The organism is Flavobacterium sp. CSZ (assembly GCF_015350725.1).
Classification (GTDB): domain Bacteria; phylum Bacteroidota; class Bacteroidia; order Flavobacteriales; family Flavobacteriaceae; genus Flavobacterium.
Genome location: NZ_JADKPQ010000013.1, coordinates 35,063 through 56,724 on the forward strand (window position 1 = coordinate 35,063; position 21,662 = coordinate 56,724).

The 21,662-nt window shown below is 33.3% G+C and carries 13 protein-coding genes; 11 read left to right on the forward strand and 2 right to left on the reverse strand.

What is annotated here, in order from left to right; translation table 11 throughout:
• Positions 1 to 36: 36 nt before the first annotated feature.
• From IRZ78_RS15545 to IRZ78_RS15555, 3 genes are read left to right on the forward strand one after another with little or no spacing between them, the layout of a single operon-like run.
• Positions 37 to 810: a hypothetical protein gene (locus IRZ78_RS15545; protein WP_194617411.1), complete on the forward strand. Its 774-nt coding sequence runs from the start codon at positions 37 to 39 to the stop codon at positions 808 to 810.
• 46 nt (positions 811 to 856) lie between these two features.
• Positions 857 to 2,212 carry a S41 family peptidase gene (locus tag IRZ78_RS15550; RefSeq protein WP_194617412.1) on the forward strand — a complete coding sequence of 452 codons (1,356 nt, stop codon included), beginning with the start codon at positions 857 to 859 and terminating at the stop codon, positions 2,210 to 2,212.
• A gap of 35 nt (positions 2,213 to 2,247) precedes the next feature.
• Positions 2,248 to 2,556: a hypothetical protein gene (locus tag IRZ78_RS15555; RefSeq protein ID WP_194617413.1), complete on the forward strand. Its 309-nt coding sequence runs from the start codon at positions 2,248 to 2,250 to the stop codon at positions 2,554 to 2,556.
• A gap of 92 nt (positions 2,557 to 2,648) precedes the next feature.
• Here IRZ78_RS15555 and IRZ78_RS15560 read toward each other — a convergent pair whose 3' ends face one another.
• Both IRZ78_RS15560 and IRZ78_RS15565 read right to left on the reverse strand, forming a co-directional pair.
• The gene (locus IRZ78_RS15560) at positions 2,649 to 4,547 is read right to left on the reverse strand and encodes a hypothetical protein (protein WP_194617414.1); all 1,899 of its coding nucleotides are present in this window, start codon (positions 4,545 to 4,547) and stop codon (positions 2,649 to 2,651) included.
• Positions 4,548 to 4,712: 165 nt separating this feature from the next.
• A complete protein-coding gene (locus IRZ78_RS15565; RefSeq protein ID WP_194617415.1) occupies positions 4,713 to 6,608 on the reverse strand; it encodes a hypothetical protein in 1,896 nt (631 codons plus the stop codon).
• Between the two features lie 566 nt (positions 6,609 to 7,174).
• Between IRZ78_RS15565 and IRZ78_RS15570 the strand changes: the two genes are divergently transcribed.
• The 8 genes from IRZ78_RS15570 to IRZ78_RS15605 all read left to right on the forward strand — a co-directional run bounded on the left by IRZ78_RS15570 (position 7,175) and on the right by IRZ78_RS15605 (position 21,206).
• The gene (locus tag IRZ78_RS15570) at positions 7,175 to 9,067 is read left to right on the forward strand and encodes an O-antigen ligase family protein (RefSeq protein ID WP_194617416.1); all 1,893 of its coding nucleotides are present in this window, start codon (positions 7,175 to 7,177) and stop codon (positions 9,065 to 9,067) included.
• A 628-nt stretch (positions 9,068 to 9,695) separates the two neighbouring features.
• A complete protein-coding gene (locus tag IRZ78_RS15575; protein ID WP_194617417.1) occupies positions 9,696 to 9,923 on the forward strand; it encodes a hypothetical protein in 228 nt (75 codons plus the stop codon).
• A gap of 72 nt (positions 9,924 to 9,995) precedes the next feature.
• Entirely contained in the window at positions 9,996 to 11,204 is a 1,209-nt protein-coding gene (locus tag IRZ78_RS15580; RefSeq protein ID WP_194617418.1) for a DUF4221 family protein, read from the forward strand.
• Between the two features lie 2 nt (positions 11,205 to 11,206).
• Positions 11,207 to 11,671, forward strand: coding sequence for a hypothetical protein (locus IRZ78_RS15585; protein ID WP_228520493.1), 465 nt, complete (start codon positions 11,207 to 11,209; stop codon positions 11,669 to 11,671).
• Positions 11,672 to 11,778: 107 nt separating this feature from the next.
• Complete coding sequence (locus IRZ78_RS15590) at positions 11,779 to 14,154, forward strand: hypothetical protein (RefSeq protein ID WP_194617419.1); 2,376 nt, start codon at positions 11,779 to 11,781, stop codon at positions 14,152 to 14,154.
• A 160-nt stretch (positions 14,155 to 14,314) separates the two neighbouring features.
• Positions 14,315 to 17,044 carry an outer membrane beta-barrel protein gene (locus tag IRZ78_RS15595; protein WP_194617420.1) on the forward strand — a complete coding sequence of 910 codons (2,730 nt, stop codon included), beginning with the start codon at positions 14,315 to 14,317 and terminating at the stop codon, positions 17,042 to 17,044.
• Positions 17,045 to 17,241: 197 nt separating this feature from the next.
• Positions 17,242 to 18,252, forward strand: coding sequence for a signal peptidase I (gene lepB / locus IRZ78_RS15600; protein WP_228520507.1), 1,011 nt, complete (start codon positions 17,242 to 17,244; stop codon positions 18,250 to 18,252).
• 335 nt (positions 18,253 to 18,587) lie between these two features.
• Positions 18,588 to 21,206 carry a hypothetical protein gene (locus IRZ78_RS15605; protein ID WP_194617422.1) on the forward strand — a complete coding sequence of 873 codons (2,619 nt, stop codon included), beginning with the start codon at positions 18,588 to 18,590 and terminating at the stop codon, positions 21,204 to 21,206.
• Positions 21,207 to 21,662 lie beyond the last annotated feature (456 nt).

Here is a 21,662-nt window from a genome sequence, read left to right on the forward strand (position 1 = left end):
AAAGAGCAAAAAACAGTAGCTAATTACATATATAAAATGAAAAATAAGATTGTAAAAGCACTTTTTTCTTTAATGGCAATTCTCTTTTTAGGGTCTTGCGCAAATGACGAATTGGTTCCTTATTACCAAGAGCAAAAACCCGGTAAGTTGGTTATTAGAGGTTACAATGCACGGGCGGATTCTATTCAGATTGCTGTTAATGGCAAAGTCGTAAAAATTGGAAATAAGAATGCATTTGTTAAAAATATTGTCAAAGATTACGATTTTGTGATCTATGAAAACCAGCCCAAAAATGTTGTAATTACAAATAAAAGAAGTAAAGAAATTTTGCATTCCTACCACATAACAGGAGGTAAAAGCATCGATACAATTTCGTTTTATCACAAAAAAGATTTATGGGTTGATAAGGTGTTATCTACAAAACCCGGAGTATTAACAAAGAGTGGAAATACCGGATTCAAATTTATTTTCCCAACATTAAATAAGTACTCCAACTCTGGATATAAAGGAAATTTGGACGGAATTATACGAAAATTAGACGGCCAGAGAGTAGGTATAGCAAAAAACATCGGAAAAGAGCAATTTAGCAGTTTTGTTGAATTTCCTGCTTCGTTGCCTCCCATTATTAAAATGGAATTGGTAAAACAGGGTACAACAGAATCTTACATAGCCGGAAAGCAAGTTTTTGTTGTTATATTAATGACCCAAGACAAATCAAGATTGATTGTACTGGATGAAAAAAAGGCAGATAATGGTCAATTTTCAGGTATAGATGCAACCTTGAATTTGGTGGATTTTTTTGATTTCTAGTCGAATTGTTTTAAGAGTTTTTGCGCGTTAATTTTAAAGATTTAAAATGAAATATTCTTCTCTTATCAGAATCTTTTTTTTTCTTTTTTTCAGCCTTTTAATAATTTCCTGTGAAGACGATAATAAACCGGAAGTTTATGAGGAAGGTTCCAATAAATACACAAACGATTGGATCTATAAGCAAATGAAAAAATATTATAAATGGAATGAAACAATGCCTGATAAGGGAGATTTATCTTTAAATTCAAAAGAATATTTTAGCAGGTTATTGCAAAAAGATGATATTTATTCCTATGCGCTTCATCCTGAATTACCCCAAACAGCACCGCAAAGCATCAGATCAAAATACGGATTTGATCTTTCTTTTATTGAATTTCAGGGCAAGTTTTATGGCGTGATTCTATATGTGTTACATGATTCTCCAGCAAAAAATAACGGCTTATCAAGAGGACAATTAATCACAAAAATTAATGGTTCCCAATTGAATCTTGCCAATTATAATAATCTTTATAAGAGTATAATAGCTTCATCTAATTTAGATTTAGAAATTGTTTCTTATTCAGCGCAATCAGGTTTTTCAGGTTCAAAAGAAATCTCCTTGTTGCAGGGATATACTTTTGGACAACCCATAAATTATAAGGTAATCGAGGAAAAAAACACTAAGGTAGGCTATATCGAAATTCCGCATTTTGATGTGGGTCAGGCCCAATTGTTTTTACAAATATTACAGGAATTAAAAAGTAAATCCATTACAGAACTTATCTTGGATTTAAGATATAATGGAGGGGGAGATATCTCATCTGCAACAGCATTAAGTATTATTGTGGCGCCAAATATCCAGTCCAATAATTTGTTTATAAAATTTGAAGCAAATGCCAACGGAGGCAATGTGGATCAGTCTTTTTTACAAGCCTTACAAAGCAATGAGTCTAAAGTAAGTTTTGAGGCATTGCGCAATGCACATCCTTCTATTGACAGAATATATGTGCTTTGTGGAAACCATACAGCATCAGCATCTGAGCTTATTATCAACAACTTAAAGCCTTATATGGATGTAATTACAATAGGGGAGAAAACCTTTGGTAAAGACCTTGCGGGTTTTCCTATAGAAGATGATCGGATTTCGGGAAAAAGAGGTTGGGTATTGTATCTGTCCATCTATAAATTGTTTAATGCCAGGCATCAAGGTAATTACTCCAAAGGAATAAATCCGGTAATGGCCGCAAATGAATTGCAACAGCCAGAAGTGTTTCCCTTAGGGAGTACTTCAGAAGTTTTGTTAAACCAGGCATTAAATGCCATATCTGGAAATACAAGTAAAATCAAGACGGCCACATTGCGCTCATTGCCTCTTTCTACAATTTATACAGATGTAGATCCTTTATTACCCTTTACTCGGTAATGCTGATTTTTATAAAATATTTGAGAAACTTAACTATGCAGGGAATTGATAAGAGAGAACATTTAAATTTGTTAGATATTTTTCAGAAATATGAAAATATCTCACTAATTATTGCCAAAACAGAATCTGAAGAAGATGCCAAAATACGAACTGATATGGCAGAACTTACCCTATTGTATAACAATTTTAAGTTACTACTTGCTGAACTGCAAAGATGTACCAGGGATTATGAAAGTAAAAAAAGAGCAACTCGCAGTATGCTGCATAAAAATATTAGAAAGTTAAAAATAGAAAATGAAAAATTTCGCATCTCAAAAATACAACTATATAGAAACTCCATATAGGTATAAATACCTGTTTGAAAAAAGATTGGATTAAGTGCAATTTTTGAGTATAATATTTTCAATTGTTATTATTTGATATTACGCTAAATACTTTAAAAATTATCAAATCCTAACCATCTTTGCTTGTGTTGTTTATCGATGTAAAAAATATGTTCTTCTTTACCGGTGCTATAATTTTTCAACCATAAAAGGCTGTTTTTAGGTGTGTTATAATGTAATATAGTGTCTTTTGCAGTCTGCTTACCCAGGGTTTTCCAACCTTTCTGCCAGTAGAATAATTCGTATTGCTCTGCAGTATTAATGTGATTGTTGTCATTTCTTACCTGAAAAACAATGCTTCCTATTGATTCTGGCTTTGAGAAATGTAATCCCAGTGAGAAGTCTTTACCTCCGGAAAACGATAGGGGATCATCATCAAAAGCTCCGTTTTCCCATTTAAATTTCCTATTATTTACCTTTAGAACTTCTCCATCTAAACGTTTTCCATCTTCATTGTAGAAGGCCAGCAGGCTTAGGTATGTTTCTTTATCATTGGAGTAAAAGCGAACATATTTGAATTTTTTAACTGATTTTACTTCTACAGTCTGCATATGGGTGCTGTTAAAATTTGATACAGGGTACAGTGTAACGGCGTTTTTAAAATCTTTAGTATCAGATCCTTGAAAAACTCCGTAATTGAGGTTTTTTATCCAATCAATGACTCTTCTGTTTTTCGGTGAGCTTAATCCACATTTTCGAAGTATGGCACTGGATTTAAATCTTGATGTATCGGGCTTGAAAAAGTGAATTTTTTTTGACTTATCAATAAAGAAAGGATAGTTAATTGGAATTACGGTATTGTTCTGAAGACTCGCTGCCATATAAAGAACATTAATGCCCACATCACTAAAAGTAAAATTACTATGGTGGTTCTGGCCAAAAGAAATCGCCTTCCATTGATCATTAACATCAAAAACACATAAAACAGGCCTGTGAGATGAGCTTGAGAAAAGTTTATCAATAGCAATGTTTAGCGTGGGTACATAGCTAGAGGTAACATCTTTTAAGTTGGGCGCATAGAGATAGTTCTCTTGCATGCTATATGTTTTTCTCATCACCTTAGGCAAGCTTTCGTCTATATATTCTTTCTTTAAATCAATATTGCCTACCACATCTGTGGAGTACTCTTCATGGCCGTATTTCACATAAAGCCAGGAATGTCCCAAAGAGGGGTGGTTGCCCCAGTGAGGTGTCATATCACGCGCGCTTATAATACCCAGGGACCTAAATACATTCACAAAATAATTCACACCATCATCACACAAACCAAATCTTGATTTTTCAATCTGTTTTATACTTAGGGTTTGAGGGTAAAAGGATCTCATTTCTATGATAATTTGAAAATCAAATTCACGTGTTATGGAGTCTACTACAAATCGAAGAGATTTTCCTTGGTTGAGAAGCCTGCGGGCCCATGAATATTTTAAAGCCAACTCTTTTCTTGCATTATGATCAATAGGTTCGTCACTGTTTTTATAAGGAAGTATAAAGTTGCAGAAATCATCAAAAGAAGCTCTTTTTTGTTTTGGAATGGTATTCCACGCATTAAAAGCCAGATCAATATTATTGATTAAATATTGAGACTTTATAGAAGTAATGTCGGGAAGCAGTTGCGCTTGATTGATATCGGTTTGTTTGGAGACTGAATCTAAGATGTTTCTGAAAACGGCCTTGCGATAATCATTCATTGGGTATTTACTTATGCTGTCAAACGCATTATCAAATCCCTTGACTTTTCTCTCTGAGTGGTGTCCGGGCATGTTTTCAATTAGAAACTCTGCAGCTTTATATTTTAGGCTGTCAGAAGGATTTTGGCCGTAGTGGTTTAAAACTCTTTGTAATTCCTGCCTGTTATGAGCTGCCAGCTCTAGAGCTTTTAATAAGGGACTTGAAGGCTTGGAACAAGACAGAAGCGATACTAGTAAAAAAAGCAAGTAAATTCTTTTTTTCATTTTAAAATTTTATAAAGTGTTTAAAAATGGTTTAATTGATTTGCCTAAAGCCTGATAAAGCTGATGTATCATCCGGGCCGGTTATTTATGTTTTTAATTTTAAAAGCGCAATTATTTTTGTACTGATAGGCTATAAGGGCTTTTGAGCTAAGAGATGCACCAGATTTAAAAATTATCAAACCCTAGCCATTGTTGCTTTTTGTATTTATCCATTGTAAAGACATGCTCTTCTTTACCCTCAGTGCGATTTCTGAGCCACAATAGTGAATTCTCAGCAGTGGGGTAGTGCAAGACCGTATCTCGGGCCGTTTTTCTTCCCAGTGATATCCATTTTTTGTTCCAGTAAAAAAGCTCGTATTCATGTCCAATATTGATATGATTGTTATCATTTCTGACCTGAAATTCAATGGAGTGGATTGGGGTAGGGGTGTTGAATTGGAGTCCCAGAGAAACTTGTTTTCCTCCCGAAAAAGATAAGGGATTCTCATCAAAAGCCCCCTTGGTCCATTTAAGAACTGAATTGTTTTTTTCAAAAACAACTCCTTTTAAAGCCTTGCCCTGGCTACTATAAAATGATAATTTTGCCAGATAAGATTCCTTATCATTGGAATAAAAACGAACATATTTAAACTTTTTTTTATTTAGTATTTTGACTTTATTTATCTGGGTACTTTTAAAATTAGAGATCCTGTGCAGGGTTACCGCGTCGCTAAAATCTGGATTGTTGGCCCCTTGAAAAACACCACCATTCAGACTCTTAATCCAGTCAATATTGCGGGTACTTTTGGGGCTGCTAAAGCCATATTTTCTCAGTAATTGCGAACTCACAGTTGACTTAAGGGGTTTGAAGTGATGGATTTGTTTTTTTTTGTCTATATAAAAAGGATAATTAACAGGGGTAATAAGAGTCTTGTTTTGTATGCCAATGATGTAGAGAACATTTATTCCCACAGCATCAAAGGTGTAATGTTGATTATCGTATCTCCCCTTGCAAACTGCCCGCCAGGTATTATCAGCATCAAAAACGCACAGTAGCGGCTTTGCATTTTCAGACTGGAAAACATTAGCAATATTGACTTTTACAGTAGGGGTGTACTGAGTGGTTACATCCTGGGAGAATGCAGAAAAAGCATATTGATCCTGGGGGCTGTATCTTTCTCTGTAAACTTTTGGAATACTCTCACCTTGGTATTGGGTTTTTAAATCCACGCCTCCCTGCACGTCTGTTGCGTACTGCTCTGAGCCATATTTTACGTAAATCCACGAATGTCCCAAGGAATAATGATTGCCCCAATGGGGAATCATTTCTTTGGCGCAAATAATTCCCAGAGATCTAAATACGTTGACAATATAATTGACTCCATCATCGCATGTGCCTACTTTAGTGGCTTCAACCTGGCTGATACTTAGTGGCTGAGGGTAGTAATCCTGCATATTGGTGATACTGGAATGACCAAATTCACCCGCTATAGAATCCACGATTTTTTTCAGTGAAGTGTTATTTTGAAGTTCTTTATAGACCCAGGAGTATTTTTGGATGAGCCTCTGGCGTGTATTTTTTTCAATTGGCTCGTTTGCGCTTTTATAAGGCAGGACATATTGGCAAAATTCTTCAAAAGAAGCTTTTTTGTTCTCTGGCAGTTTATTCCAGGACTCAAATGATAATTCGATATTCTCGATAAGGTAACTTGAAGTTAGAAACTCGATATCGGCAATCAATTCTGGGGCTTTTAAACTCACTTTTTGAGAGAGAGAATCAAATATTTTTCTAAATATTTCTTTTCGCGTATCACTCATGGGATAGTTACGCATGCTCTCAAAAGCGTTTTCAAACCCGGTTAAAGGTTTGTAAGACCTTCGATGGGGCATATTCTCTATTAGAAAGACCGCAGCTTTGTATTTAAGACTATCAGAGGGGTTTTTCTTGTAATGCTCCAATACTTTTTCCATTTCACCTCTATTGTCTTGAGCTTCACTTAAGGCTTTAGTTAAACGCTCTGAATGATTCTTGCAGGATGCCAGAATTAAAATCAAAACAAGTAGGTATAAAATTTTATTCATTTCATTCAAGTCAGGTGGTTAGACAATAGCAGTAGTGTGTTTGTTAAAATGATTCTTTACATGATTTACGATTCTCTCGATATGTTAATTTAACAAGTAGTCAAGTTAGTTCCGATCCCGACCAGTTAAATTAATTTGAGTATATGTTTTTATTAAGGCGTGCAAGATTAAAATAACATTAGAATAAAATTAAATAAATCGCCTAATTTTTAATTATTTAATAATTATGTCAAGATTAACGCAATCTTTTTTCTATAAGTTTATAATTAATTTAAATTATTTTTCAAATATATAATTTATTTATAAATATATTTATATTTTTACAATCGATTACATTTTGCTATTTTTATTATTAAGTAAAATAAAAGCCGTTAAAATTATCAATTTAATATTTACAGATAATGTAATTTGACTGCTTGAAACTTAGCATTTAATGATAAATACTGCCATTTTTGTAAGGTGAAATAAGTGTGTTGTAAAATAAAAATAACAAGGTTTTACACAAGAAAAGAAAGATTTGGACAAGAGAATTATACTAAAGTTAAAATAACATAATTACCCTGACAATGATTTTAAAAAATAAAGTAGTACTTCTTTCAAGGTTTTTGAGCATCACTGCAGGCGTTATTCTGATATTAATTCTTCCTCAGATTAATATGAGCAGTTACGCGCAGTCGACAATAACCAGTAAGTTTATTATTTTTGGGTATGCTATTATCTGCCTTATTATCTTATGTACGGCCAACATTCTCCTTAGTAAAAAAACAGTCTTTCTGCTCTCCAGAATTGATTTTGTTTTAGCAGTACTTCTAGGCTATATTACAGTTAACCGTTATTTTATCCAATCCCATTATGGATTCTCCATACGATTTATGGAATTATTAACCCTTAGTGTTTTTTATTTCATTCTAAGATTTCATTCTTTAAAATATTTTCTCTGGTTGCTGCCTTGTATTGTTTTCTCTGGCATCCTGCAAGCATTACAGGGATATTTTCAGTTATTGGGTTTTCTACCTTCCAATCACTGGGGGTTTAAAATCACAGGAAGTTTTTTTAATCCAGGTCCTTATGCTGGTTTTTTAGTAATAGTTTGGATAATTGCGTTGGGGATGTATTTGTTTAATGAAAAAATAGTACATCAGCTGCAAGGATTGCAAGGCAAAACTTCAGCATGGGCAGAGCAGTACTTAAAGTACATTTTTCTATATGTTCCTCTCTTTGCCCTATGGAGTATATCTGTGCTGCTTTTTGTTTTACAATCCCGGGCTTCCTGGATCGCTGCATTTCTCTGCGGTGCAATAGTAGTGGATCTCAAGTTTCATTTTTTTAGAAAACTAAAAAAAAGATTAATGGGCCACTATGCGAGAATAGCTTTATTGGCCCTGTCGGTGCTGATGGCCTTAATTTTAAGTTTTGCTGTTTATAATCATAAAAAAAGCTCTTCACAGGGAAGAACACTCATCTGGAAAATTAGCAGCGAGATGATTCTAGACTCTCCTTTTTTCGGAGTTGGTTTTGATCGTTTCAAAGCGCATTATATGACCTATCAGGCCAATTATTTTAAAGCAAATCATACAATAGCAGAATCAGATCTGGCAGATAATACCTATTATGCTTTTAATGAATTTATTCAGTTTACAGCTGAAAACGGCTCTGCGGGTTTAGTACTACTAATAACACTTCTTTATACAGTATTTTGCGTTTCAACCCAGCCTGCCTTGCAGTGGTATGGGCAGATCATAAAGTCTGCTTTACTGGGAATCGTTATTTTTTCTTTTTTCTCGTATCCTATGCAGATCCTTCCCATAAAAGTGATGATGTATTTTCTATTGGCCCAGTTGGCTAATTTAGATTGCGAAAAATCAGCATTTTTATCTTCTGAGAATGTTTTAAATAAAAGGCTCCAAAACAGCTTTATAGTTTTTCTTGCAGCCGGTAGCCTTGTTGTGATAACCACCGGATTAATACATCTAAGGGAGCTGCAGGGGGCTTTTAAAAACTGGAATGAAGCGCAAAAGGCATACAGTGAGCATGATTACGGTAAAGCTGTTCAAATCTACCATGAAGTGTATCCTTTTTTGTATAATGAAGGAGATTTTTTGATGAATTATGCCAAAGCCTTATCACTCAATAAACAAAATAAAGAGGCTATTGAAATTTTTCAGCAGGCAAAAAGACAGTTAAACACCACTATTATCCAAACCGGTTTAGGAGACGCCTACAAAGGCGAGAGAGAGTATCATAAAGCAGTTTTGGCCTATCAAAGTGCTTTTGATATGATTCCCAGCAGATTTTATCCTTTATATCTCAAAGCAAAACTATATGAACAAATCGGAGATCATCAAAAAGCGGCAGATGTGGCTCGGGAAATTTTAAGTAAAGAGGTTAAGATATATTCAACTGCCATAGGTGAGATGAAAACTGAAATGAAAAAAATAGTTAGCAAGTATGATCGGTGAGCCATTATGTTCTTATGGGATCTTTTTTACGGATTAAGGGCGATAATTAAGCCAGGCTGATTTTTTTTTCAAATCATTTAAAAGTTTGGTCTGCCCTGGGACTAAATGTTCTTTTGATGATTTTTGAAAATATAATGGAAAGCAATATTTTAAAATGATAGCATTATGACTTACGCTGAAAGAAAAGAAAAGGAAAGCTACCTGTTGTATCTAATAGAGCATAAAAGACTGCATTCGCTGGAAAAAGTAGCAGGTGACTATAATTGTAGTATCAGAACAATCAAAAGAATGTTAAATAGTCTGCGATATGAAGGATATAATATTGGCTACTGTAGAAAAAGTAATAAATATTTTATAGCCAAGTAGCAAAGTGACAGAATTTGTCCCTATGATGTTATTGTTTTGTCTAAATAAGACCTCTGGTCTGATAATTAAAAAATATAATCACACATCGTTTAACTAAAAGATGAGCTTATGAAGTAAACTCAAATCAAACCAGAGGAAGTCTTTAATTTTTGTAGACTAAATAATAGTAAAGCAAACTATTGTTTAATATTTGGTAAAGGTAGTATTTCCTAAAAGACTTTTACAAGACATAAAATAATTTGTAAAATTTAAATTTATTAAAATGAAAAAAATTATAGCAGTTTTAGCAGTTTTCACTTTCTCTGTGGTAGTGTTTTCAAACACAGATACCGAGAATCAATCCAATCAAGATACTACACTTAGTAATCTTTTAGAATTAAATTCAGCTAATGCTGAATGTACACCCCCTGGGGCTTCCTCTGCAAATGCTTTTTGTACAGCAAGTGGCAGATGCAGGTATGACACTTCAACTAGAGATTGTCATTTGTAAATTGCTTATGGATAACAATTAATTTATAATTCAAGACCAGACGCGAGTTTGGTCTTGTTTAACAATCTTTCTATGAAATTAATAAACTTTAAAATATGGGGCGGCCTGCTGGTTTTTTGTCTCATTTTATCCTGTACCTCCAATACAAAGAAAATTGAAAATGTAAATCAAGGCAAACTTACAGCAACCATGCAGTTAAGCGAAGTTCAGACAAAGAGAATTATTTTGGATACCAATACGGCTCCTAAGCCTCAATACATTCAGATTTATAAAGACATAAACAACCTATTGAACTTAACTTTTCTTAATACCTACAATAATTCGATCTACTTTTACAATTACCAAACATCAGCGTTTTTAAAGAAAATTTCCTATGATAAAAAAGGACCTGATGGTATAGAGATGCCTTTGGGGTATCATATTAAAAATATGGATTCAATTTATGTATTCAATTATATAAATTTAGAGTTATTGATTGCCAATGATAAGAGTAAAGTATTGGGCAAGATACCACTAACTGAGAATCAGGATTTCAAAAAGTCCTCGAGTCAATCTTTGTATTATTCTCAATTCCTGCCTGAAACTTCTAACCCTTTTTTAGAAACTTCTAAGGAGTTGTTGCTGCCTGCTCAGTACATTCGCACTATTCCCGATTCGTTAATTTCTAAGATAAAATTTCTCGAGAGAGTCAATCTTAAAACAAATGAGTTAACACTCAATGATACTTATCCTGCTTCATTATACGGAAAGAATTACAATTGGGATGACGAAACATTTACAGAGGTTTTTGGTGAGCTGCATCCTGATGGTGATAAATTAATTTACAGCTTTCCAATTTCACATGAACTCTATATTACCAAGATTGGATCCGAGCAATACAAAACAGTATACGGTGGAAGTAATTTTGCAGGAACTATTTTATCCATTGATAAGAAACCAAATAAAACAACAAGAGAAAACTTAATTCAGCATATTGCCAGCCAGGACTTATATGCAGCCATCAAATACGATAAGTACAGAAAGGTATATTATCGTTTTTTACGCAGGGCAATTCCCAATGCAACAATTAAAACTCAGATTAAGGAGAAACCCATAACGGTGATAATACTGGATAGCAATTTTGGCTATTTGGGAGAAACAACTATAGGTACAAGTGAAGATTGGCACTGGCAGAATAGTTTTGTCACACAAGAAGGACTCAATATCGAATTTATAGATAAAAAAGATGTTAATGAAGCAAGTCTGAATTTTAAAATATTTGTACCTAAAAAAATTAAATAAACATGAGAAAATTATTGTTATACACCATACTCTTGCCTTTAATTGCTTTTTGTTTTTCATGTAATAAAAGCATTCAGGACAAAGAAAAAGATCAATTAAGAGATGCCGTGGGGACTATCGGGATAAAAAAAAATATAGACTGGATTGTCATACTTCCTGGTTTGGGATGTTCAGGATGTATTCAGGAAGCGGAAGATTTTTTGAGAAAAAATGCCAATAACAAAAGAATCTTTTTTGTATTGACAAAAATAGAGTCCCTTAAAATTTTACAACAAAAAACAGGGGTGAAAATAGGGGAACATTCCAATATCATAGTAGACAGAGCAAATCAGTTTATTGTTCCTACAGACAATAGCATATATCCTTGTATTATCAAATTTAGTGATGGAGAATTCATAAGTCATGAGTTTCAATCTCCTGATAACTCAAACGCTTTTGAAAAGCTTAAAGCCAGAGTAAGTTTGTAAAAAAAACACTTTGTTTTTAAAAAAGACCTCCCAGTGAGGAGTTTTTGTTTGTTAATCGTAAAATTCTAAAGATAGATTCTATAAAAGCCATTTTAAGTTATTACATAGTGAAAAGCCAAGCCAAATACCATATAGCCCTATTATTGCTAAAGTTTAGCGTGTGTTTGTTCTATACAATATCAGGGGTCTGTTATTCACAAAACAAGACTACTACTGCCGATCTTATAGCCGGCCGGATTCAGACGCTAACCAAAGATCTTCATTTAGATAACGTTTATTTGCAAACCAGTAAAAACATATATGAAACCCAGGAAGATCTTTGGTTTAAAGGCTATGTGTTAGACTCGCAAAGCTTTATTGCTTCTCTGGGCAGTAAAGTTTTATTTGTTCAGCTAATCGAGCAGCAGACCCATAGAGTGGCCTGGGAAGAAAAATATGAAATTGAAAATGGTTTTGTATCGGGGCATTTATATTTAAATGATTCCTTAAAACCGGGTTCTTACACATTGACAGCCTACAGCTCAGCATCTTTATACAAAGGCATCAAAAGTTTTAATTCAGCAGCCAGGATAAGTATCCTAAAAAGCATTAATGACAAACCAAAGACTCAGAGTAAAGCATCTCAAGGAGAAACTGATCTTAGTTTTACACTTTTCCCTGAGGGGGGAAATATGGTCTTGGGCCTTGAAAATAAAATTGCCTTTAAGGCTGTGGATTCAAAAGGATTACCAGTTGATGTGTCTGGAAAATTATATCAAGACAACACAGCGGTATTGGATTTTAAAAGTCTTCATGCAGGAATGGGAAGTTTTTTATTTAAGCCCAAATTAAATAGTAAATATCATATTGAACTGAGCAACAAAACCAAATATGCATTACCTGAGATGCTCACCCGTGGTACTGTTCTGCATTTACTGAGTAATGATGAGAATTTCGCTGTTTTTAATGTACAGAGAAGCGGTAATGCCATCAAGGAGAATGTTTTTTTAAGAGTGCAGTGCAGAGGTATAGTATATAGTGTTGCAATTGGAGTTTTAGAAGATCAATTAACCATTAAAATCCCTCTAAAAGAGTTGCCGCAGGGGATTGCCGAGGTAACTCTTTTCAATGAAAATATAGAACCCATAGCAGAGCGTTTATTATATGTTAATACCCAGAAGAAATTAAATATAGAGACCGTACTGGATAAAAGTCAATACAAAAAAAGAGAAAAGGCCATTTTAAAAATAAAGGTCACCGATGAGAATAATAATCCTGTAGTTGCTCACTTGGGAGTAAGTGTAGTGGATCAATTGTACAGAAATAAAAACGATTCAAGAAATATAATGAGTCATTATTATCTCTTTGGTGAGTTGAATGGGAAAATTTATGATCCGGGCTATTACTTCAATAAAGACAATACCAATAGAGAAAGCGCCCTGGATTTGTTACTCCTTACCCAGGGATGGAGACGCTATGTTTGGAACGAAAACAACTTAAAGGGAGATAATACACCTTCTAAAGCTATTCTATCAGATAGTATTTCGGGAAATCTCAGCCTGGAGAATCCAAATAAAAAAAACACCGCCGTCTCACCAAAAATTATCATGGTCTTTACATCTGATCCCTTAAAAGGACAAGATATTTTTACTGCCAATGCTAATGGAGACTTTTCTATAACTGCGGGTCATTTAAAGATGGGGCAAGGTGAGAGTCTATTTATAAGACCAATGACCCCTGAGAAACCCAAACAGGTAATTTATGTAAAGGACAAGTCATTTGATTTAATAAACGCAAGCAGAGAAGAGATAGGGGATAACTATCCCCTTGAGAGACTGGTAAAGGAAAATTTTGATGATACATCTAAAACATTCATGCGTCTGGATCATCATCAAAGATTAAATGAAGTTGTTATCGGAGATAAAAAAAAGAAGGTTTTTAGAAATAAATATTTAGGAACTCTCGATAGCTTATCGAGATTAAATTCCGGGAATTCGGATTTTGTATGTTTGGAAGGAGGGCCGTCAAGACCTATTTTAAATTGCTTTATGAACAATCACCATGAAGGGAAAACAAGGGCTCCAAAAAACGGAGAGAAGGTTGTGGTGCTTCTGGGTAAAAACAGAGAAATACTAGGCAGTGATTATCCACACCAGAATTACTATGGGACCAGGGAAATTATCTATAAAAATCCTGATGAGGATTTAACAGAAGAACAGCTTTTGAAAAAGTTTAATTTAAAAATGATCAAGGGCTATTATGCAAGGCGGGAATTTTATGAAGCGATCTATGATAGTGTAACGATAAAGGATCCTTTTCCTGATTACAGAAACACCCTGTTTTGGAAGCCCGATCTAATTACTAATGAACAAGGCCAAGCCGTTATAGAGTTTTATTGTTCGGATATCAACACCATTTTTTCAGGACAAATTGAAGGGGTAAATGCTACGGGCCTGCTTGGAATGGAAAATTTCAAACTCAAAGTTGTAGATAAAGAGAATTAAATGATAGGCAGCTCTGCATGATTTCTCACTATAGGTTTTTATTAACTCTTTGTGTTTTTCAGACCCTTGAGGCTAATAATTGAAAATCATTATTTAATAAATCCATAATAGTAACCTGTTTTCTGGTGCAGACTCAGGGATTGTAAAAAAATACCAATTAATGAAATTAACTATAAATTATATCCTATTGATCGTATGTTGTTTTGGCAATTTTTACTCTTTTGCACAAAAGAACATTCTGGTTAATGGCAGAGTAATGAACCAAAAAGGGGAATCTTCAATAGAGTCCGCTACGGTTTATTTAATTCACTCAAAAGATTCCTCTGTAATAGCGTACACTATTACAGATAAAAATGGCCGTTTTAAATTAGAGACCAGATCTAAGGCAGAAAATGTAATATTTAGGATTTCCGCAGAAGGTTATCAGCAAGTTTCTAAAACATTGCAAAATATTAATCAAAATATAGATTTGGGAGTATTTAAGCTTTCGCAATATGAAAACAAACTAAACGAGGTGGTAATACAAGCCATAGCGCCGCCTATACGTATCAAAAAAGATACCTTGGAGTTTAACGCATCTTCATTTAAGCTGCGCCCCGATGCCAATGTGGAAACCCTATTGAGACAATTGCCGGGAGTAACCATTGATGCTGACAAAAAAATTATGGTAAACGGTAAAGAAGTCAATCAAATACTGCTTAACGGTAAGCCTTTTTTTGGAGAAGATGGTAAAGTTGCCCTTCAGAATCTGCCTTCGGAAATTATTAAAAAAGTACAAATTTCCAATACTAAAACCAAAGAAGAAGAATTTACAAAGCAAGCTTCCAGTTCTAATAAAGCGTCTATTAATTTAACAATTGAAAAAGATAAGAGCAAGGGGGTCTTTGGGAAGTTTTTAGCAGGTTATGGCAGTTCTGATCGCTATGAAAGCAGTGCCTTGCTGAGTTATTTCAAGGATAAAAGAAGAATCAGCTTTTTGGCTTCATCCAATAATATCAATGCTACGGGATTCTCTATGGACGAGGTTTTCGATAACATGCGGGGAGGCAGAAACTCAGGTTCCCGCGGACCTGTAATTGGAAGAGGGCCGGGAATTATCAAATCAAATTTAATAGGGGTGAACTATGTTGATGAGTGGTTTAAAGGCAACAAATCAAATGGAAATTATTTTTTTACAGATTCTGACGCTCAAAATAATAACACAACATCAGAACTTACACTCTTGCCTGAGAGCTCTTTACTTGCCCAGTCGACTACCAAAACCAAAAGGGGGCTTTCAAAACACAATGCAGATTTTAATTTAGAGTTTGATATCTCTACAATGACAAAAATTATTGTTACTCCAAAACTCGACAAGGCAAACACTACAGAGAGTGTTTCTTTTCATAGAAAGACCACAGATGAAAACAATCAATTGATCAATACTACTGATTCTGATAATTGGAATCAAAGCGATAATATAAATTTTCAGAATACGATTAGCGTTTTTACAAAAACAAAGAAGAAAGGAAGGTATTTTACGGCTAATTTTTTTAATGAAAATTCAAAAACGGACTCAAATTCAATTGTAGAATCCACTACAATTTATCAACAGGGAGATACACCTGATGACATTCGTAATCAAAATGTTAAAGCAGTAAATCAAAAAGACAGGTATTTAAGTTCTTTGCGTTATACAGAACCCTTAACGGACTCTTTGAGCTTGAATTTTAATATCAATACCGAGTGGGAAAAAATAGCGGATGATAAAAAAACCTATGATCGCAATTATTCGGTGGATCAATTAGTAGACTCCCTTACCAATTATAGTTTCTCTACCAGATTCCAGATTAATCCCAAAGTGGGCTTTACCATCAATAAAAGTAAATTGAATCTAACAGTCTCTACAGGAACCTATTTTGTCGCTGCGCAAAACAATGCAACATATATAAATCAGAGTACATCTTTAAACAAAAATTATATAATTCCTGAGGGATCATTAAAAGGGAGTTATCAGTTTACAGAAGACAAGGGATTTTATATGTTCTATGAACGTAGATTTTTAATTCCTAAAGATTACCAGATTCTAGGGGTTGCTAACCTGGATAATCCACTAGTGAGAAGAACTGGAAATCCGGATTTAAAAGCCTCAAGATCACATGTGGCTTATCTGACCTACACCAGTTACAATTCTCAAACCCTTTGGGGCTATGATATCTATTCTAATACCACTATTTATGATAATCAAATAATAGCCACTTCAGCTTTTAATAGTGCCGGCAGACAAATTGCAACCTATGATAATGTTTATGGTACCTATAATACTCTATTGGGTGTTGAATGGAATAAAACCATAAAGAACAATGCACATGTATTTTTGTTCATGTTTGCCATCAACACGGACTATCTTTTAGATAAAGGATTTACCAACGGGGAGTTGTATACTGCAAAAACAGTGCGTTTTTCTCCTGTTCTGCAGCTTTCCTATGATTATGGAAAATTATTGAGTATCAAACCCAAATATAGCTTTGCATACAATGATACCAAATACACCAATAGTTATATTAATTCAACCTCCAATACACTGCATAATTTTAATATTGAAACAACGTGTTATTGGCCAAAAAACTGGGTTTTTGGAAATGACTTTGGATACACTTACAATTCGGATCTTTCCGGTCCGTATAAAAAAGATTTTTATTTATGGAATACCAGTTTGTCCTACAAATTTGCAGAAGATAAAATGACATTCAAAGTCAAGGTATATGATTTACTGAACCAAAATCAGAGTACCTCAAGAACCATTACACCAACAGCTGTTGTGGATGCTGAAAACACAGTTTTAAAACGTTATGTTATGTTTTCATTATTGTATAAATTTCAAAATTTCGCCACCAAGAAAAAGAATTAAAAAATAACGATATATACTAAAAATTGCCTTAAGGGATTGAATTTTAGTACGTAAAGCCATAGATGATTTTTATGATAAAAAAGATACTGATGAGCGCTCTGCTACTATTTTTAGTAGTTTTAGGTTTGTTGTGGCTCAGCGCTGCAATACTGCTTTTTATAGTGACCTATAGTATTATATCCCATTATATTAAATTAATGAAGCCTTCTTTTTTTAAAAAAATAATTAAGTGCATAGTTGTGTTTTTGTTTGTTTTATCATCATTAATCTTGACCAAGTTATTTATCCTTGATGTATTTAAAATTCCAAGTTCTTCAATGGAAAACCTGTTGTATCCCGGAGATATTATTGTGGTAAACAAACTAAAATATGGCCCTAAATTACCCCGTTCTCCCTTTGATATTCCTTTGGTAAACCTGGCTTTTTACAAAAATAAAAATGCTCTTTCAAAAATAAAAAGCAACTGGTGGAATTACAATCGCTTAGCGGGTACAACAGCGATTAAAACAGGTGATGTCTTTGTGTTTTCCTTGGATATAAGCCGAAAATATTTTGTTGTCAAAAGGTGTGTTGGACTGCCAGGTGATACAATAAAGATAATTAAAGGGGAAGTCTATACTAATTCCAGACGCTACAATTCTCCTGAAACAGTCAAAAACAGTTATAGGTTTAAATTAAAAAACAAAAAAAAATTCTTTACCATAATTGATTCGCTAGAAATAGAAGAAAATTTAATTTATAACAAGGGCTCTGCAAATTGGGCTAGTGCACTGTTTTCAAAACACGAATTGCAATTAATAAGGAGAATCAATTGTATAGACTCGATAAAAAAAAATGTAGATATCTTTAATGGGGCTCAGCAAGAAGTAATAAAAACGACCAATAGCAGGTGGACTTTAGATGATATGGGACCTGTAATAATACCAAAGAGAGGAATGGAAATAAATTTGAATCCTGATACTTTTGTGCTGTATAATAAAATATTTAACTTATTTGAAAATAGTATTATAACCCAGCAAAATGGTACTTACTTTATCAATGGAAAAAAAGCAACCAGATATAAATTCAAACTAAACTATTATTTTATGATGGGAGACAATAGAAAAGGCACTTCAGATTCAAGATCTTGGGGATTCCTTCCGGAATCTAACGTTATAGGAAAAGTGCAATGTGTATTGTTTTCCAATAAGAATAATAAAAATGAATGAGCTATAGTATTGAAAGAACCTTAAGGTTAACACTATCAGATTATTGTATCTGTTTTCTTTAGAGATTCTTATAATTTAAAATAGATCAAAAACAACGCGGTAAAGTAATGTTTGGCTCCTACCATGAAATTTCAGCTCCTGGTTAGGATGTATGCGAGGGGTAGGAGTCCCCGGGGTAATTGATTTTGCTCTTGCTTATTTCAATACCAATGCAGCTCACCAATAGAGTTCTGTTATTATTTGATTATCATCGCCTTGCGTTTGATAAAAGGATGAAATGATGTTTTACTAGACTTGGATTTTTGGCATAAAATAATTTAAATTTTATTAAAAATATGGCGCAGAAAGTAAGCTCTTTAGTATTTCTTAAATACTATGTTTGTTTGGTCAATATCATGATGCTTTTCTCGTGCAGCAATGATAATAAAATAGCAATTTATGATGTATCGGATCTAGGAGAGGATCGTTACAAAATTTTGTCTCAATGGAATGTTTTGGGGCCTGTTAGATTAGAAGATACCTTGAAAGATAAAAAATATATAGATATTGATCATCTCAGGCAGATAAGCTATAATGAAAGAGAATTTGTATCCAATCCTTTTTTGATGCCCGCAAAAGCACGCTTTAAACTTTTTTTTTCCAAAGAACTTGAAAATACTTATAAGAAATTTAACTCTGAGATAATTGATTTTAGTGAAATAAAACCCAATGAGAAGTTGAAAAACGTTTTTGGTTCTGCGATTTATTTCTCATGTAAAATTCTATCGCCCAAAGAGGATACTATTCATTTCTTAACTAAATCAAGTGACGCTTTAAAAATATGGTTGAATTCTTCTTTGGTAAATGAATCGAATGATCAAAAGAGATCCTTAAATCTATTTTATGATGACTTTACATCATTGCATTTAAATAAAGGAGTGAATATCTTAACGGTAAAAAAGATAAATTATTCAGGTGAAATATATTTTAAAGGAATTTTCTGTAGAAATAAATACAGAGACTTATTCTTTCATGAGAGAAATGTGAATCTGTTATTACAAAAATCCATTGAAAAAGATAAATTGCTCTTATGTGAGAACTTCTCAAATGTTTTAGATTCCACACTTCTTTATTCTATTAAAGATGTTAACGGAAAAGAGGTTTTTTCTTATAAAAGACCAATTTATTCGGATCCTTTGATCCCAATTGGATCTCTTGCAGCAAATCATGCATATTTGGTAAGTTACTGCAAAAATGGCTTTAAGTTTTCTCAAGCATTTTATAAGGGAAATGCAGATTCTGCATATGGGTTTTATGCAAAACAGAAAATTAGATTTACAAACAATATAGAACAAATATCCCAAATCGATACTTATCTATACAGATTAAGGTTTCTTTTAAATCATTCCTCAAGAAAGGATGACTGGTGGTGGTCACATAAAGTGTCGCATCTTTTATACGAGCTGGAAAATTATTTCAATAATTTAGACAAAAAACAATCCGAACTGACCAATTCAACAGGAGTACAGTTAAGGGCCTATAGATCTAAAATAGATAATTCAATTCAGCATTATGTTTTTATCTCACCAGATAATTATGATGTGAGTAAAGCTCTTCCGTTGGTTGTTTTAGTTAAACCAATAAGTGAGAATCACCATCATTTTCTCTCTTCATCCCAACTCTCCAGGGCTTGGTCCATAAATAGGGCTAAGTATCTGGCCAATAAATACCGCTATAATATTCTATTACCATCAGGTAGGTTTTACTTAAATGAAGAGTTTGTACCAATTTCAGAAAGTGAGATATTAAATGCAATGCAAGATGTGGAGAAAAATTACAATATAGACATAGATAGAATATACCTGCAAGGAAATTGCTCTGCAGGAAAAAGAGCCTTAACATTTGCAGGCCACTATCCAGATAAATTTGCAGCTGTGGGATTATATGCACCAGTATATAAAACTATGAATAGTAATAAATGGCTGACTAATAACGGTCCTGAGAGTTTACTTGGGAATCTTAGCAATCTACCACTTTTTATTCATTATGACAAGCAAGATACTCACAGTCCTTTTGTTTTGTTTGAAAAGCTTTTGGATGATTGCAATAAAAAAGGTATGGATCTGAAAGTTTCTTCTAGTGCTTTATCGGGAATGTTCTACAACACTTTTTTAGTTGGAGAAGAAACATTTTCGTTTTTTAAGGGGAAAAGAAGAAAAACAAAAAACGTAAAGATCAATTATAAAAGTTACAATAGTAAATATAATAAAATTTACTGGTTGTCTTTTGAAAAAGACCAATTAAAAGATAAATCAGAAATAAAAGCAGATTTCACTGTCAACTCTCAGACTATATCTATAACGGGTAAGAATATTTCTAAAATTAGCATTGATTTAAAAACTTTATCAATAAACCCGAAATTACCATTAATAGTAAATTACAATGACAAGCAGCTCTATCATAAGGTATATGATAAGCCAAGATTAGATCTGAGAATAAAGATGGAAGCTGAATTAAAAAATAAGTTTGATATCAAAGATAAAGTTATTGCTGATTTATTTGGAGATCCCTTTATAATTATTGCCAATTCAAATAAAAAAGAAAATAAACTCTTAAGCAGCCTTAAGAATGAATATGAAAATTTTTATTTTGCAAAATGTCCTATTTATTATTCGGATAATATTTCAAATATCGATTTAAAGTCAAAAAATATTTTGTTTATAGGTCATGAATTTAATAATAATCTAATAATAAAAAATGCTTTAGATGCAATACCTCTTGATGTTCAAAACGATTTTGTTAAAATTGGAGGTAAAAGTATTAGAGGAAATAATATTACATTTATGAATATCTTTAAGAGTCCATTTAATCCTGATAAAATAATGGCTATTTACAGCTCTAATAATAATCAATTTGATCACATGATTAGCAGTCCGTGGATTTATGGATTCGAATCCTTAATAGTAGAAGATTAATATATGTCTTTAAGGATTTAGAATGCACATCAAGTGAACAACCTATGATGCATCTTTATTTTAGGGCATATTTGAAAAAATGTTATTAAATCTTACAAGGGCTAAGCCTGTATTGGATAGTGTTAAATAGGTTGAAAGTTATTTTAACTCGTGAATTTTAGTTTTATCATGTTAGAAAAATATAAAAAACACCGTATTGCGAAAAATATTTTTTATTAAAAGTAATGTTGATTTCTCATGATTCATTTTCAAAGGAAATTCGATGGATAGTGAAAGGGACTCTAATTAAGTACCGGGTGGTGTGGAAGCTCACCTAGAGAAAATAATCCGTAAGTTCCTATCCGATTGTTGACCTCGACAGGACAAACTTCTATAAAATTTCTATAAAATTTATGGAAGATTTGAAGAGATTGGCTTGCTACATGTAGTGTCTGTCTTTGAATGCCTAAAGCAATG